Genomic DNA, 14,247 nt, shown 5'->3' on the forward strand with positions numbered 1-14,247 from the left:
CAGCGAGAACCTCATCGATGGCTAAGATCATGAACCTTGACGGCACCCAGCAGCTCGACCTTACCCGCGGTACCGTCGAGCAGGCCTATGATCGCTGGGCGCCCGTCTACGATCTCGTGTTCGGAGGCGTGTTCGCCAAGGGCCGCCAGGCCGCGATCGCGGCCACCAACAAGATCGGCGGCCGCGTGCTCGAGGTCGGCGTCGGCACCGGCATCTCCCTGCCGCTCTATGCGCCGCATCTGCGCATCTTCGGCACCGACATTTCGGAGGCCATGCTCGATAAGGCGCGCCGCCGCGTCAGCGAGGGCAAGCTGAAGAACGTCGAGGGCCTCGCGGTGATGGACGCCGAGAAGCTCGAATTCCCGGACAATTCCTTCGACGTCGTGATGGCGCAGTACGTCGTCACCGCCGTGCCGAATCCGGAGAAGGCGCTCGACGAATTCGCCCGCGTGCTGCGTCCGGGCGGCGAGCTGATCATCCTGACCCGCGTCAGCGCCGACACCGGCATGCGCCGCTTCATCGAGCAGAAGCTCCAGCCGGTGGTGCGTCCGCTTGGCTTCCGTACCGCCGAATTCGCCTGGTCGCGTTACGTCAAGTGGCTGGCCGGTGCCAACGGCATCGAGCTCGCCGAGCGCCGTCTGATTCCGCCGCTCGGTCATTTCTCGCTGGTGCGCTTCCGCAAGGTCGACGTCGCCAAGGCAGCCTGAGCAGGCTGCCTTGGAGCGGCGGTGTGATCCGCCGCTCACGCGTTCGCGTGCGTCATCGCGTCGCTGCACATTGTCATATGACAAAATGATGATGTCACACGGCGTACATCGAATCCCTGTAAATCCTGAACCCGAAAGCATTTTGGGGGAGAGCATGATCAAGAATTACCTCGAGCAGCTGCGGATCCAGCGCTGGGACGACCATCGCTACTATCACCACAGCCGCATCAATCAGAGCCTGCACTTCGTCAGCGCGCTGAGCTTTCTCTTCGCCTACCTCTGGCTGTTCGTCGATCCCATGATCTCCGCCCTGGTCGGCTGGCTGGTCTCGATGACCTCGCGCCAGGCCGGTCACTTCTTCTTCGAGCCGCATGATTACGACCACATCAACCAGGCGACGCACGAGTACAAGGAAGACATCAAGGTCGGCTACAACCTGCAGCGCAAAGTGGTGCTGATGGCGATCTGGGCACTCTCGCCGCTGGTGCTGGTCGTCGATCCGACGCTGTTCGGCCTGTTCACCCCCTGGGCGACCGCCGCCGACTTCATGCGTCAGGTGGCCAAGATCTGGCTCGTGATCGGCGGCGGCGGCCTGCTGTTCCGCACCGTGCACCTGTTCTTCATCCGCGACGTCGAGACCGGCCTCGTCTGGATGACCAAGATCCTGACCGACCCCTTCCACGATCTGATGCTGTATCGCAGCGCACCGCTCGCTCTGATGCGCGGCGAGCTGATGGATCCCGGCCTGCACCTCAACCCCGAGCACACGCTGGGCCTCATCTCCGAGCCCGCGCTCGAAGAGCAGCACGCCTGAGCAGGCTGCGCACACCCAACACTCCGATGTCTGATGGTTGCGTCATGCCCGGCCTCGTGCCGGGCATCCACGTCTGGGGGGCTGCGTACGCCGAGCTTCCTTCACCTCTCCCCGGGTGCGGGGAGAGGTCGAATTTGCGCGCAGCGCAAATTCGGGTGAGGGGGGCTCTCCGCGAGTCCAACTTTCACCATGAATGCGGAAGCGGCCCCTCACCCCAACCCTCTCCCCGCGAAGGGCGGGAAGAGGGGGAGGAAGGAGCGATGTTCGGGGTATTCACTCTGCAGCGAGAGTGTAATGGCGCCTCAGCGCCCGAAGCGCTTGGCCAGCATCTCTTTCAAGATCTGCCGCTTGATCTGCTTGTTGGTGAGCGCGCCGTCGTGCCACCAGAAGCCATCGGCTTTCATCTTCTGCGCCGCGCGGACGAAGCGGTCGGCGACTTCGGCGAAGTCGGCGTCGGTGTAGTTCAGGCTGAAGATCAGCCGTCCGGTGCCGACCCAACTCAGGGCCAGGCCCTCGGCGCGCAAATAATATTGCAGCATCCAGTTGTAGCGGGACGGGGTGGTGTATTTCACCGTCCAGATCGACGAGAAGTTGGCGAACCGCACCGGCAGGTCGGCATCAGACATCATCTGGTTGAGCTTTTGCGCGCGGCCGTTCCAGGTCGCATCCAGCCCGTCATAGATGGCGCGGAAGTTCGGGCTGGCGAGCCGGCTCAAAAACTCGTCCATCGCCGTCATGACGTAGGGGTGCGAATTGAAGGTGCCGCGCGCAAAGCAGATGTCGGCAGGACGATCGTCGCGGAAGCGGCGCATCAGCTCGCGTCTGCCGCAAACGACGCCGACCGGCAGGCCGCCGGCGAGGCTCTTGCCGTAGGTCACCATGTCGGCCTTGACGCCGAAATATTCCTGAGCGCCGCCGGCGGCGAGACGGAAGCCGACGAACACCTCGTCGAAGATCAGCACGATGCCGCGCTCGTCGCAGACCTCGCGCAGCTTCTTCAGCCATTCGGTGTAGGCGGCGCGATCGAAATTGCCGCCGCGGGAGCTGTCGACCAGCGAGGAATCGCCGGGCGCGTTGCTGTTCGGATGCAGCCCCTGGAGCGGATTGACCAGCACGCAGGCGATGTCCTTGCGCGTGCGCAACACGTGCAGCGTCTTCTCCGACATCTCGGCGACCGTGTAGGTTTCGTGCGCGGGAATCGGGTTGCCGACGCCGGGCTGCACGTCGCCCCACCAGCCGTGATAGGCGCCGGCGAAACGAACCAGATGCGTGCGCTTGGTGTGATAGCGCGCGAGCCGCACGGCCTGCATCACGGCTTCGGTGCCGGACATATGGAACGAGACCTCGTCGAGGCCCGAGATCTGGCAAAGCCGTTGCACGTTATCGAGAATGACGGGGTGATAGGGACCGAGCACGGGACCCAGCGCATGCGCCCGCTTCTCGGAACCTTCGATGCACTCCTTGTAGAAGTCGTTGCCGAAGATGTTGACGCCGTAGGAACCCGTGAGATCGTACGACGTGTTGCCGTCGACGTCGGTCACGGTGACGCCGTTCGAGGATTCCATGAAGGTCGAGGTGCCCAGATGCTCGCGCACGAGGCGCGAGAACTGGAACGGCACGCGGTAGCTCTCGGTGAAGTTCAGGTCGGAGATCGTCTCCGCCGCTTCCCTGGTCATCGCGCGGCCCTTGGGGTAGCGATCGGCGTAGATGCGCGCGAGGCGGAAGAAGGCGTCTCTGCGCTGCATCACCACGTTGGCGGGCGCGCCGTCGCAGCCGAAATATTTGTCGCCCTCGAACTCGTAGAACGGGAGCAGCTTTGCCACCCGGCGCGACATTTTGGAGTGTCCGGCGAGCGAGCGGTGCTTGGCGCGGGAGAGCTCGATGCGCGCCTTGAGCTTCGGGAAGGCGGCCGCAGCGGACGCTGCGGCTGCCACGGACAAAGAGAGAATCGGGAGTGTCGTTTCCATGACAACAAGCGCTAATACTGCGAGCTGACAGATTCATGACAGTCAAAGCCCTCATCGCCTCTTTCACCCAGCAGGAAGACCTCAACTTCCTGTTGACCAACCGCATCCCCCGCGCGGCCCTGACCCGGTTCATGGGCTGGTTCTCCAAGATCGAGAACCCGCTGGTGCGAGATGTCTCGATCGCGCTGTGGAAGCTGTTCTCCGACCTCGATCTGTCGGAGGCGCGCAAGACCCATTTCAAAAGCCTGCACGACTGCTTCACCCGGGAACTGAAGCCGGGACTGCGCCCGTTTGATCCGGATCCTTCCATTGTCGCGAGCCCCTCGGACGGCATCGTCGGGGCCCATGGCCGGATCGCAGACACCGAGCTGTTCCAGGTCAAGGGCGCGCCCTATTCGCTGCTCGACCTGCTCGGCGATTCCGCGCTGGTCGACCAGCACCGCAACGGAAGCTTCGTCACGCTGCGGCTGACCTCGAGCATGTACCACCGCTTCCATGCGCCCTATGACGCGCATATCGAGCGCGTGACGCTGATCCATGGCGACGTCTGGAACGTCAACCCGATCGCCTTGCAGCGGGTCGAGCGCCTGTTCTGCAAGAACGAGCGCGCCGTGATCCGCACGCATCTGTCGACCGGCGAGGCGGTGACGCTCGTGCCGGTTGCTGCGATCCTGGTCGCGAGCATCCGGTTGCACTTCCTCGACATGGTGCTGAACGCGCAGACACGCGGCCCGGTCAATTTCCCCTGCGACGTCAACGTGACCAAGGGCCAGGAGCTCGGCTGGTTCGAGCACGGCTCGACCATCATCATCCTGGCGCCCGGCGATTTTACCTTCTGCGACGGCATCGCCGAGGGCACGCGCATTCGCGCCGGTCAAGCGCTGTTGAAAAGAAAGTAGCCTTCAATCCGCCGTGCCCATCGCCTATATCGGCGCAGGGACGATCCTTGAGACGACGGATTTGAGCGATGGCGCGGGCGCCGGTGATGGCGGCGGGTGGTATTGTGCTGCGGCGTGGTGTGACGCCGCTGATCGCGATCGTGCGCCAGCGCAAGCGCAACGAATGGGTGTTGCCCAAGGGCAAGCTCGACGATGGCGAGACGCCGAAAGAAGCCGCGCATCGCGAGGTGCTGGAAGAGACCGGCCACAATGTGGCGATGCACGAATTCCTGGGCACGCTGGTGTATCAGTCGGGCGGCCGCTCCAAGGTCGTGCATTTCTGGCGGATGGAGGCCGACGGCGGTCCCGTCCGCAAGCTGATGAACGACATCAAGGCGGTGGACTGGGTGACACTCGACGACGCGCTCGGACGCCTGTCGCGCGAATATGAGCGAGCGTTCTTGACGCAGGTTGGCCCGATCGCGCTCGCGGCGGCGGGGCTGGTGCCTGCACCCGCTCCGGAGCCGGCGCCCGTGTCAGAGCCGGCGTTGCCATTGGCGGCCGACGACATCGATGCAGCTTTGCAGACGCTGACACCAGCCGAAGCGGCTTCGGTCGAGGAGCTGCAGCATGGTCTGTTGCAGAAGGTGAAGGCCTGGCTGCGCGGCGAGGCGTGAGGTCTCTTCACCTCTCCCCGCTCTTCAGCGGGGAGAGGTCGGATCGCGCAAGCGATCCGGGTGAGGGGCCGGGCACATCGTTGCAACAATGGAAGTCCATCCGACTCGTGCGATAATTATCGAGGTGGGTCCACCATTGAAGTCGAACTCGCGGAAGCAGCCCCTCACCCCAACCCTCTCCCCGTAAGAACGGGGCGAGGGAGCGCACCGGCGATGTGGCGCGCAATGCTCTACCGCCGCTCCTTCTTGTCTTTCGGAGCCGGAGCCGGTTTGCGTGGCGCTGCGGGGCGTTGTGCGCCGGGGAGGCGCTGCTGCAAGCCGCCCGGTCGCTGCAGGCCCGGCGGTTGCACTATCGGCGGCTGCCCAGGCTGCAGCACGGTGCGCGGTGTTTGCGGGCCCGGCGCTTGCGGAGCAGTGCCGCCCGGTTGAGTCGGTGTCACGGCTCCGGGTTGCACCGGAGTGTGTCCGCCGCGCTGCGGCCGGGTTTGCGGCGTGCCCATGGGTGGCGTGGCTTGCCCACCCCCTTGCCGACCGCCTTCTCCAGCGCGCGGCGCGCCTGCCGGACGCGCTTGCTGCTGACCCGGCTGTTGCTCACGCTGACCTGCGCGCTGGCCGCCTGGCTGCACGGTGCCGCCTTGTCCCTGTTGTCCCTGGCCCTGCCGCTGCGGCGGCCGTGTGCCTTGCTGTGTTCCTTGCCGGCCCGGCGTTCCCGGCTGCTGCTGACCCGGACGGTTGTTCTGACCGGGTTGGCCGTTCGGCCGCTGTTGCCCCGGCGCATTGTTCGGCCGCAATTGTTGCTGCTGCGGCGGCTGGGTGGGCCGCGGAATGCGGCTGATCGCGGTTGGATTGGCGCGGCGGAAGTCGCGCTGCTCGGTGACGATCTGCCGGCCAGTGGTCTGCGCCAGATGCACCTGGCTGACGAAACCGCGGTCGCGCGCGATCTGCTGGGCGGGAATCGTGATCGGCACCGCGGCAAAGCGCATGATTCCGGCGGTAGCGGCGCCCGGTCGGATCGCAAAGCCGCTCGCGGGCCGCGTCAGCGCGCCGAGCCGCGTGCCGCTGCTGCGGTCGTCGACGTCGATGTGACCGACGCGGCCATCGGCGTCGGGATAGAGCTTGATGTTGACGTTGCTCGCGCGGTTCGCCGCTGCGCCTTCCGGCACGTCGACGACGCCGGTGGTGCCGCGGATGCCGAGTGTTGCCGTCGGCGTCGTGATCTTCATGTCGCCGGTCTTCGCCACCGCGGCCGCGACGAAGGCGACCGTGCCCTTGCCGATGTCGAAGATCGCCGAATTCTGTTTGCCGCCGTCCTCATAGACGTAATTGTCGATGGTGATCCTGGCGCTGGCGGAGAGATTGAACGTGGTCGCGTCGTCAAAGGTGATGCCGAGCGAGGAATTCGACGAGGTCTGCACGACGTCGTTGAGATAGATATCGTCGCGCACGCGCAGCGGATAGGAATTCTTGTCGCGGATCACGGTCGCGATCCCCGTCACGGTCGCGACGTTGCCGATCGGCTCGACAGGGGTGGTCTGCGCGTCTGTCGCCGGTGTCGGCGAGGCTGACGGTGTCGGCGAGTCCGAGGGCGTCGGGGAAGGGGCAGGCGCCGGTTGCGCCTGCGTGAGCTCGATTGCATCAGATGCACAAGCCACGCTCGCGCCGGCCAGCGGCAAGGCCGGCAGCACGAGCGCAAACACGAAGCGGCGCCAAGCCACCAATGAAGTCACGAGGAGGTCCCGGTGAGAACGCGAGGCGAGATCGGCCGATATCAGCCGCATCAGGCTGAATGGCGGATGAACATATCGCATGGGAGGGGCGAACGTCCAAACGCCACTCCCTCCTTTCATGGTGAGGAGCGCGCTCTCTTGCGCGCGTCTCGAACCATCCAGGCCCGCATCGCAAGGCGGGCCCCCCTTCGAGACGCCTGCTGCGCAGACTCCTCAGAGTGAGGAGATAGAATGTGCTTGTTGCGCGAGATCCCGGGTTCGATGCTGTGCATCGCCCCGGGATGACACCTGCGGTGTCAGCTCACGCGCTTCCAGGTCTGGCCGCCGCAGAACATGCCGCCGAAGGCGCAGCCCTGCACGCGCATCGCATTCGGGCCTTTCATCGCGATCGTCGAGTCGTAGTTGCGGCCGGAGTCGGGATCGTGGATGCGGCCGCTCCACTTTGCGCCGTCAGGTCTCATGTTGATCAGGATGCGTTCGTTGGTCTTCTGCGCGTAGCCGCACAGATTGGCGCCGCACTGCTCGACACGGACATTGCCCTTGTTCTCTTCGGTCGCCCACACGCCGATCGGCGAGTTCGGTGCGGCCACGGGCGCGGCGGCAACCGGGGCGGGCGCGGGAGCAACAGCGACCGGCGCGGGTGCGGCAACGGGAGCGGGCGGCGCAACAGGTGCGGGCTGCGTATTGTCGAAACCGACGGACGGGGCGGCGGCAACCGTCGCGGCCGGAGCAGGAGCCGCGGGCGCGGCCGGCACGGCGGCCTGGACCGGCGCTTGTTGCACGGGCTGCTGCTGCACCGGAGCCGGCGCGGGCTGTGCGGTCGTGGCCGGAGCCGGGGTGGTGTCGACGTCGTCGTCCTTGGAGCCGAGGCCCTTGAGGTTGATGTTGTTCAGCTTGATCGGCTTGTCCGACAGGCCCGGCGCGACGATGGTGACGCAGTTGAGCGAAGCGCAGTTGCGCGGCGTCTCGATACGGATGTGCTGGCCTTCGATCTGGAACGAGATCGAGTTGCCGGCATGCGCGGCCGCGGTCGACGCGAGGAAGAGCGCGGTGGCGGCGATGGTGAGCTTGTTCATGACAACCTCTGAAAAATGTGCGGTCCCGATATGGATGAAGTCGCTGGTGGATGAAGCGTGGTTCGACCCTACGCCGGGCTGCTCGCGCCTTCCGTGATGGACATCACAAGGGGCCAGCGCCGCTGGGTGAGGCACTCCGCTGCGCTTCATGTGAGCCGGCCCTACCCTCCAGGGGAGGGTAAGCGGCTGCGCTGTGATTGATTGATCGACGGATCTAGATCATGCCGAGCACGATGGCGCCGACAAAGGCCATGGCGAGGTACGCGGTGACTACGCTCAGTCTCCCGGCGAACGTCATGAGGTCGCTCCCTCCATGCGCGCCGCTTTGCGCGCCGATGTCATGGTTAACAGAAAGTCTCCATTCGAAAAAGTCAGCCACACTGCCGCTGATTCCGCACGGCGCCGATGCGCGGCGCAGCCGGCGTGGTTAAAGAACGCTGAAGCCGACACGTTGAAGAGTCTTTAAGTAAATTCACCGAACGTGCGTGCATGACGCGCGGAGTTCGTTTGTATCTCGTCGGCTCCATCGTCCTTGTTTCGCTTGCGGGTTGCGGACGCGGCTTTTTCCAGGCCGAACGTGAACCGTGGCGGGCCGAGGCCGAAGCGGCGTGCCTGAAATCGGGCGCGGTCAAGGAAAGCGCGGATATCGTCCGCATCGAGCCGATCTCCGGCCCCGGCATGTGCGGCGCCGAGTTTCCGCTCAAGGTCGCCGCGATCGGCGAGGCCTCCGGCAGCTACGGCTTTGCCGACGAGGAGCTGCGCCCGCCCGGCAGCATCGGCAACCAGCCGCGCTGGCCGGTGACGCAGCCGCGCTCGAACTATCCGCAGAGCCAGAACTATCCGCCATCGTCCTATCCGCAACAGTCGAACTATCCCGAGAGCGCGGTGCGTCAGCCGTCCGGCTATGGCACCTCGAGCGGGCCGATGTCGCTGAACGCGCCCGGCGTGGCAGCGCAGGAAGACGAGATCGACCTGCCGCCCGAGGGCACCGATGCCGCGGGCGCGGCGCGCTACATGAATGCGCCGAGCTATCCGGCGCGGCAGGGCGCACCTTATTCGCAGGCGCCGGCGCAGCAGCCGCTGCCGCGCCTGGGGCCTGCGCAGGGCAATCCGGTCACCGCCGTCGGTCCCGTCGCGATCAAGCCGACCGCGACGCTCGCCTGTCCGATCGTGTCCGAGCTCGACCGCTGGCTCGCCGACACGGTGCAGCCGTCGGCGATGCGCTGGTTCGGCGCCCGCGTCGTTGAGATCAAGCAGATCTCGGCCTATTCCTGCCGCGGCATGAACGGCAATCCGCACGCCCACATTTCCGAGCACGCCTTCGGCAACGCGCTCGACATCGCCGCCTTCGTGCTCGCCGACGGTCGCCGCGTCACCGTGAAGGACGGCTGGCGCGGCATGCCGGAAGAGCAGGGATTCCTGCGCGACGTGCAGTCGGGCGCGTGCGCGCATTTCACCACGGTGCTGGCGCCGGGCTCCAACGTCTATCACTACGATCACATCCATGTGGATCTGATGCGTCGCGCCAGCCGCCGCCTGATCTGTCAGCCCGCCGCGGTTTCAGGCGACGAGGTCGCCTCGCGCGCGCAGCAGCGTAACCCTTACGCCGGCAGGCGCGATCCCTACGTCACCGGCTCGCTCGGCACACGCAAGAGCGCGACGCGCAAGCAGGAAGAAGACGACTCCGCCGACGATTAGGTGCGCTCGCCGGCAGCGCGGAGAGACCGGGCATAGCTCGACGGAGCTGGAAGGTCATTTCGCAGGCGGCTTCGACGGTGCCGGGACCAGCCCCATGCACCGCTGCACCTCGGCGGGGACGTTGTAGGTGCGCATGATGTGGCGGCTGTCGCGCAGGCCCGACGCCTCGCGTTGCACCACGAACATCCACAGCGCCTGGCCGGCTTCCAGTACCAGCTTGCGCCTCGCCGGTTGCGAGGCCGGGGTTTCCGCGAGCGCGTGGGCCGCGTCGAATTCGCGCAAGCGCGTCAGCGCCTGTTCGAGCGTGCGACCCATCCGTCCAAGCGCCGAGGCTTGTTCCTGGACGATTTCATAATGGAGGATATCGACCGGCGGGCGAAGATCACGGGACATGGGCTCGAATATAATGTGGCGCGACCGGCCTGCGCAACGCGTTGCCGGCGGCTGCTACTTCGCCCGGTACGCCGCCAGAAACATCCGCACCGCGCTGTCGACGACCTCGGTCATGCGCTGTTCCGACGGCGCGGGCGCGGCCTGGAAGACGAACGGAAGAAACAGCGAGGCCTTGCACAGTTCCATGAACTGCGAGGCGGCAAGGTCGCAATCGCCGATATCGAGATCGCCGGAGGCGACGTGCGCTTTGAGATAGTCGGAGAGGCGGTTGATGGTCTTGTCCAGCACCCGCGCATAATAACGGCGTCCGACGTCGGGCATGCGCTCGGCGATCGCCATCACGGTGCGGATCGCCGATCCGCCGCCAGGGCGGCAGAGCAGGTGGATGTAGGCTTGGCCGAAATCCTTCAGCGTGGTCGCGGCATCGCGCGCGGGATCGAAATTGAACACGACCTGGCCGTGCTGGAGCGCCTCCTGCTCGAGGATGGCTTCGAACAGCGCGCATTTGTCGGCGAAGTAGACGTAGAGCGTGCCCTTGGAGACCTGCGCCGCGCGCGCGATCTCGCCCATGCTGGCGCCGTCGAAACCGAGATCCATGAACACCTTGCGGGCGCCGTCCAGAATCTGGCGCCGCTTGGAGCTGTCCTCTCCCTGGAGGACATGCAGATGTTCGCGGTCGGCTACAACCATTGGTTCAGGGTCTCGGAAGGTTTTGGATCGGGTCCAGAGCCATGAAACCCGAATAAAGGATTCGGGCCGGTAGGGTCGACCCGGGAACAACATGTATATTGACCGAACCGTTCGGTCAATGATATTTGGAATGGACGAGAGGGAACCGTCGCAGGACGGCTGCCCCTGGTCGTGCTGTTTTTATGAGGAGGCCTTTATGGCCGGATCGAGAGACCAGGCCGCGCGCGTTCTTCGCCCGGAAACGGTGGAGACGATGCCGGAGCAGGCGGGCGGTGAAGCTGGGACCGAAAAGTCTGCCGCCGTCCTTGCCGAGCAGTTGCGCTCTCACGTGGCCGAGGAAACCAAGCGCCGCGAGGCGCCGGAGAAGCCCGTGACCGACAAGCCGGCCGCACCTGCGCCAGGCGCGCCTGCCGCCGGCGGCGCGCCGAAATCCGGCAAGCGCAAATTCGTGCTGATGGGCGTCGGTCTCGTGCTGGCGCTCGCGGCCGCGAGCTATGCCGGCTACTACACGCTGGTCGGCCGCTTCTACGTCGCAACCGACGACGCCTATGTCCGCGCCAACAACACCATGCTGGGCGCGCGCGTTGCCGGCCACATCTCCTCGATCCTCGCTCGCGACAACACGCCGGTGCGCGCCGGCGACATCGTCTTCCGCATCGACGACGGCGACTACAAGATCGCCGTCGATGCCGCCGCGACCCGGATCGCGACCCAGCAGGCCACCATCGACCGCATCGGCCGCCAGATCGCGGCACTCGAGAGCCAGGTCGCGCAGGCCAAGGCGCAGCTCGTCTCGGCCGAAGCCGGCCTCAAACGCGCCGAATTCGACTATGAGCGCCAGCAGGCGCTGAGCAGCAAGGGCTTTGCCTCGCGCGCCACCTTCGAAAGCTCGGAGGCCGGACGCGACCAGGGCGCTGCCGCGGTCAAGGCCGCGCAGGCCGCCTACGACGTCGCCGTCAGCAATGTCGACGTCACCAAGGCGCAGCAGGTCGAAGCGCAGGCGCAACTCGCCGAGCTCAAGACCACACTCGCCAAGGCCGAGCGCGATCTCGCCTTCACCGCGGTGCGCGCGCCGGTCGACGGCACGTTCTCGAACCGTCTCGTCAACACCGGCGACTTCGTCGCGGTCGGCCAGCGCCTCGGCAATATCGTGCCGCTCGACGACGTCTATATCGACGCCAATTTCAAGGAGACTCAACTCAAGCGCATCCGCCCTGGCCAGCCGGTGACGATCAAGGTCGATGCCTATGGCATGCGCAAGTTCTCCGGAATGGTCGACAGCATCGCAGCCGGCGCAGGCTCGGTCTTCACGCTGCTGCCGCCGGACAACGCCACCGGTAACTTCACCAAGATCGTGCAGCGCGTGCCGGTCCGCATCCGCGTGCCGAAGTCGGTCGCAAAGCAGAACCTGCTCCGCGCCGGCATGTCGGTCTATGCGACCGTCGACACCAACAAGGGCGCGGCCGACGCCGACAGCGAGGTCGATCTCGACGATCCCACCGCGATTCATCCGCAGTAGGATTGGTGATATGAGCCGCGCCGCAGCCTCCAGTGCAGGTGCGCTCCCTCCCCCGCCTGCGGGGGAGGGTTGGGGAGAGGGTGTCTCCTCCAGGAAGACTCTCCAAGAGGAGAAAGCCCTCACCCGGATCGCATCGTCGATGCGATCCGACCTCTCCCGCAAGCGGGAGAGGTGTAGCCAACTCGCAGCTTGCTTGGGTCAGAGCTGACACCATGGCCAACGCTACTACCGCTTCACCCGCCATGATGGCGAGCCCCGATTCGGAGCGCATCGCGCCGAAGCGGCTGTTCGCCTTCATCATCATGGTGTTCGGGATGTTCATGTCGATCCTGGACATCCAGATCGTCTCGGCATCGCTCAGTGAGATCCAGGCTGGCCTATCGGCAAGCTCCAGCGAAGTCTCCTGGGTCCAGACCGCCTATCTGATCGCCGAAGTCATTGCGATTCCGCTGTCCGGATTCCTGTCGCGCGCCTTCGGCACGCGGCTCCTGTTCGCGATCTCGGCGGCCGGCTTCACCGCATCGAGCCTGCTCTGCGGCTTTGCCACGACGATCGAAGAGATGATCCTCTGGCGCGCGCTGCAAGGTTTTCTCGGCGCCGGCATGATCCCGACCGTGTTCGCCTCGGCCTACACCGTGTTTCCGCGTTCCAAATTCCACATCGTCGGTCCCATCATCGGGCTTGTTGCGACGTTGGCCCCCACAATCGGACCGACCGTCGGCGGCTACATCACCGACCTGATGTCGTGGAACTGGCTGTTCTTCATCAACGTCGTGCCCGGCATCGCCATCACACTCGGCGTTTTGGCGCTGGTCGATTTCGACGAGCCGCATTTCGAATTGCTCGACCGCTTCGACTGGTGGGGCCTCTTGTTCATGGCCGGCTTCCTCGGCACGTTGGAATATGTGCTGGAGGAGGGCCCGCAATATGAATGGATGCAGGACACCTCCGTGGCGATCTGCGCCTGGATCTGCGCGATCTCGGCAGTCGCCTTCTTCTGGCGCGTCTTCACCGCGGCCGAGCCGATCGTCAATTTGCGCACCTTCTCGGACCGCAATTTCGCCGTCGGCTGCACGCTGCAGTTCTGCATCGGCATCGGGCTCTACGGCCTGACCTACATCTATCCGCGCTATCTCGCCGAGGTGCGCGGTTACAGCGCGCTGATGATCGGCGAGACCATGTTCGTCTCGGGCATCACCATGTTCCTGGTCGCGCCGCTGGTTGGACGTCTGATGGCCAAGGTCGACATGCGCTACATGGTCGCCTTCGGCCTCATCGTGTTCGCGATCGGCTCCTATCAGATGACCTGGATCACGCGCGACTACGATTTCTACGAGCTGCTGGTGCCGCAGATCCTGCGCGGCATCGGCATGATGTTTGCGATGGTGCCGACCAACAATATCGCGCTCGGCACGCTGGCGCCGGACCGGGTGAAGAACGCCTCCGGCCTGTTCAACCTGATGCGCAATCTCGGCGGCGCGGTTGGCCTTGCCGTCATCAACACCGTGCTCAACAATCGCACCGACCTGCACATCACCCGCCTTCAGGAGCGCGTGACCTGGGGCAACGCGACCGCGACCGAAACCTTGACCATGTTCATGCAGAAGTTCCAGGGGCTCGGCGATTCCACGCTGATGGCGATGAAGCAGCTCAGCCAGATCGTGCACCGCCAGGCCGTGGTGATGAGCTTTGGCGACGCCTTCTTCATTCTGACGCTGTTCTATCTCGGCCTCAGCCTGCTGGTCACGCTGCTGAAAAAGCCGGCCGCGCTGGCCGGCGGTGGCGACGCGCATTGACGGCCGCACACTCGGTGTCGTCGCCCGCGCAGGCGGGCGATCCAGTACTCCGCGGCGGAAATTGTGTAAACTAACTACCGCCGCGGAGTACTGGATGCCCCGCCTTCGCAAGGGCATGACAGCGGAGAGTGGAGCGGCGGTGAGGCCGCTCAAGGCGAAGCACACCACGCCCTCCGCACCAAATTGCAACACTCGTCCGTGATCTCGGGCGGGCCCCGTTGCAAATCACCCGCGATGCATCTATAAAGCGCGCCTCATTCACTCGAACCGGGAGAGATTTGCATGATTTTGTCGCATTCGCAGAT

At 65.2% G+C, this 14,247-nt stretch carries 13 protein-coding genes; 7 read left to right on the plus strand and 6 right to left on the minus strand.

All coding sequences use genetic code 11. The features are described from left to right. Positions 1-17: 17 nt before the first annotated feature. A complete protein-coding gene (locus JJB99_RS10370) occupies positions 18-707 on the plus strand; it encodes a class I SAM-dependent methyltransferase (protein ID WP_200498669.1) in 690 nt (229 codons plus the stop codon). A gap of 154 nt (positions 708-861) precedes the next feature. Further along, positions 862-1,521 carry a hypothetical protein gene (locus JJB99_RS10375; protein ID WP_200498670.1) on the plus strand — a complete coding sequence of 220 codons (660 nt, stop codon included), beginning with the start codon at positions 862-864 and terminating at the stop codon, positions 1,519-1,521. Between the two features lie 302 nt (positions 1,522-1,823). Here JJB99_RS10375 and JJB99_RS10380 read toward each other — a convergent pair whose 3' ends face one another. Beyond that, positions 1,824-3,488: an aminotransferase class III-fold pyridoxal phosphate-dependent enzyme gene (locus JJB99_RS10380; protein ID WP_200498671.1), complete on the minus strand. Its 1,665-nt coding sequence runs from the start codon at positions 3,486-3,488 to the stop codon at positions 1,824-1,826. Positions 3,489-3,523: 35 nt separating this feature from the next. Between JJB99_RS10380 and asd the strand changes: the two genes are divergently transcribed. Together asd and JJB99_RS10390 are read left to right on the plus strand one after the other, a co-directional pair. Further along, positions 3,524-4,387: an archaetidylserine decarboxylase gene (gene asd, locus JJB99_RS10385; protein ID WP_200498672.1), complete on the plus strand. Its 864-nt coding sequence runs from the start codon at positions 3,524-3,526 to the stop codon at positions 4,385-4,387. Positions 4,388-4,455: 68 nt separating this feature from the next. Beyond that, the gene (locus JJB99_RS10390; RefSeq protein WP_200498673.1) at positions 4,456-5,043 is read left to right on the plus strand and encodes an NUDIX hydrolase; all 588 of its coding nucleotides are present in this window, start codon (positions 4,456-4,458) and stop codon (positions 5,041-5,043) included. Between the two features lie 230 nt (positions 5,044-5,273). On the opposite strand, the gene JJB99_RS10395 is transcribed toward JJB99_RS10390, so the two are convergent. From JJB99_RS10395 to JJB99_RS10405, 3 genes are all read right to left on the minus strand, one after another. Further along, positions 5,274-6,761 carry a FecR domain-containing protein gene (locus JJB99_RS10395; protein WP_246775298.1) on the minus strand — a complete coding sequence of 496 codons (1,488 nt, stop codon included), beginning with the start codon at positions 6,759-6,761 and terminating at the stop codon, positions 5,274-5,276. A 305-nt stretch (positions 6,762-7,066) separates the two neighbouring features. Beyond that, complete coding sequence (locus tag JJB99_RS10400) at positions 7,067-7,846, minus strand: DUF2147 domain-containing protein (RefSeq protein WP_200498674.1); 780 nt, start codon at positions 7,844-7,846, stop codon at positions 7,067-7,069. A 214-nt stretch (positions 7,847-8,060) separates the two neighbouring features. After that, positions 8,061-8,225, minus strand: coding sequence for a hypothetical protein (locus JJB99_RS10405; protein WP_200498675.1), 165 nt, complete (start codon positions 8,223-8,225; stop codon positions 8,061-8,063). Positions 8,226-8,335: 110 nt separating this feature from the next. Here JJB99_RS10405 and JJB99_RS10410 point away from each other — a divergent pair, with 110 nt between their 5' ends. Further along, positions 8,336-9,544, plus strand: a complete 1,209-nt coding sequence (locus JJB99_RS10410; RefSeq protein ID WP_200498676.1) for an extensin-like domain-containing protein — start codon at positions 8,336-8,338, stop codon at positions 9,542-9,544. Between the two features lie 54 nt (positions 9,545-9,598). Here the strand turns inward: JJB99_RS10410 and JJB99_RS10415 are convergent, their stop codons facing one another. Beyond that, positions 9,599-9,937, minus strand: coding sequence for a DUF6665 family protein (locus JJB99_RS10415; protein WP_200498677.1), 339 nt, complete (start codon positions 9,935-9,937; stop codon positions 9,599-9,601). 54 nt (positions 9,938-9,991) lie between these two features. Continuing rightward, positions 9,992-10,627, minus strand: coding sequence for a TetR/AcrR family transcriptional regulator (locus JJB99_RS10420; RefSeq protein WP_200498678.1), 636 nt, complete (start codon positions 10,625-10,627; stop codon positions 9,992-9,994). A 196-nt stretch (positions 10,628-10,823) separates the two neighbouring features. On the opposite strand from JJB99_RS10420, the gene JJB99_RS10425 reads away from it, so the two are divergent. Together JJB99_RS10425 and JJB99_RS10430 are read left to right on the plus strand one after the other, a co-directional pair. Beyond that, positions 10,824-12,146 (plus strand): HlyD family secretion protein, encoded by a 1,323-nt coding sequence (locus JJB99_RS10425; RefSeq protein ID WP_200498679.1) that lies wholly within the window; start codon positions 10,824-10,826, stop codon positions 12,144-12,146. A gap of 212 nt (positions 12,147-12,358) precedes the next feature. After that, the gene (locus JJB99_RS10430) at positions 12,359-13,942 is read left to right on the plus strand and encodes a DHA2 family efflux MFS transporter permease subunit (protein WP_200498680.1); all 1,584 of its coding nucleotides are present in this window, start codon (positions 12,359-12,361) and stop codon (positions 13,940-13,942) included. Positions 13,943-14,247 lie beyond the last annotated feature (305 nt).

Origin of the sequence: Bradyrhizobium diazoefficiens (assembly GCF_016616235.1) — a bacterium.
GTDB lineage: Bacteria > Pseudomonadota > Alphaproteobacteria > Rhizobiales > Xanthobacteraceae > Bradyrhizobium > Bradyrhizobium diazoefficiens_H.

Coding starts and splice junctions, on each gene's coding strand:
- JJB99_RS10415 (WP_200498677.1), bottom strand. CDS start 9,937: ATGTCCCGTGATCTTCGCCCGCCGGTCGATATCCTCCATTATGAAATC.
- JJB99_RS10425 (WP_200498679.1), top strand. CDS start 10,824: ATGGCCGGATCGAGAGACCAGGCCGCGCGCGTTCTTCGCCCGGAAACG.
- JJB99_RS10410 (WP_200498676.1), top strand. CDS start 8,336: ATGACGCGCGGAGTTCGTTTGTATCTCGTCGGCTCCATCGTCCTTGTT.
- JJB99_RS10390 (WP_200498673.1), top strand. CDS start 4,456: ATGGCGCGGGCGCCGGTGATGGCGGCGGGTGGTATTGTGCTGCGGCGT.
- JJB99_RS10375 (WP_200498670.1), top strand. CDS start 862: ATGATCAAGAATTACCTCGAGCAGCTGCGGATCCAGCGCTGGGACGAC.
- JJB99_RS10370 (WP_200498669.1), top strand. CDS start 18: ATGGCTAAGATCATGAACCTTGACGGCACCCAGCAGCTCGACCTTACC.
- JJB99_RS10420 (WP_200498678.1), bottom strand. CDS start 10,627: ATGGTTGTAGCCGACCGCGAACATCTGCATGTCCTCCAGGGAGAGGAC.
- JJB99_RS10430 (WP_200498680.1), top strand. CDS start 12,359: ATGGCCAACGCTACTACCGCTTCACCCGCCATGATGGCGAGCCCCGAT.
- JJB99_RS10400 (WP_200498674.1), bottom strand. CDS start 7,846: ATGAACAAGCTCACCATCGCCGCCACCGCGCTCTTCCTCGCGTCGACC.
- asd (WP_200498672.1), top strand. CDS start 3,524: ATGACAGTCAAAGCCCTCATCGCCTCTTTCACCCAGCAGGAAGACCTC.
- JJB99_RS10380 (WP_200498671.1), bottom strand. CDS start 3,488: ATGGAAACGACACTCCCGATTCTCTCTTTGTCCGTGGCAGCCGCAGCG.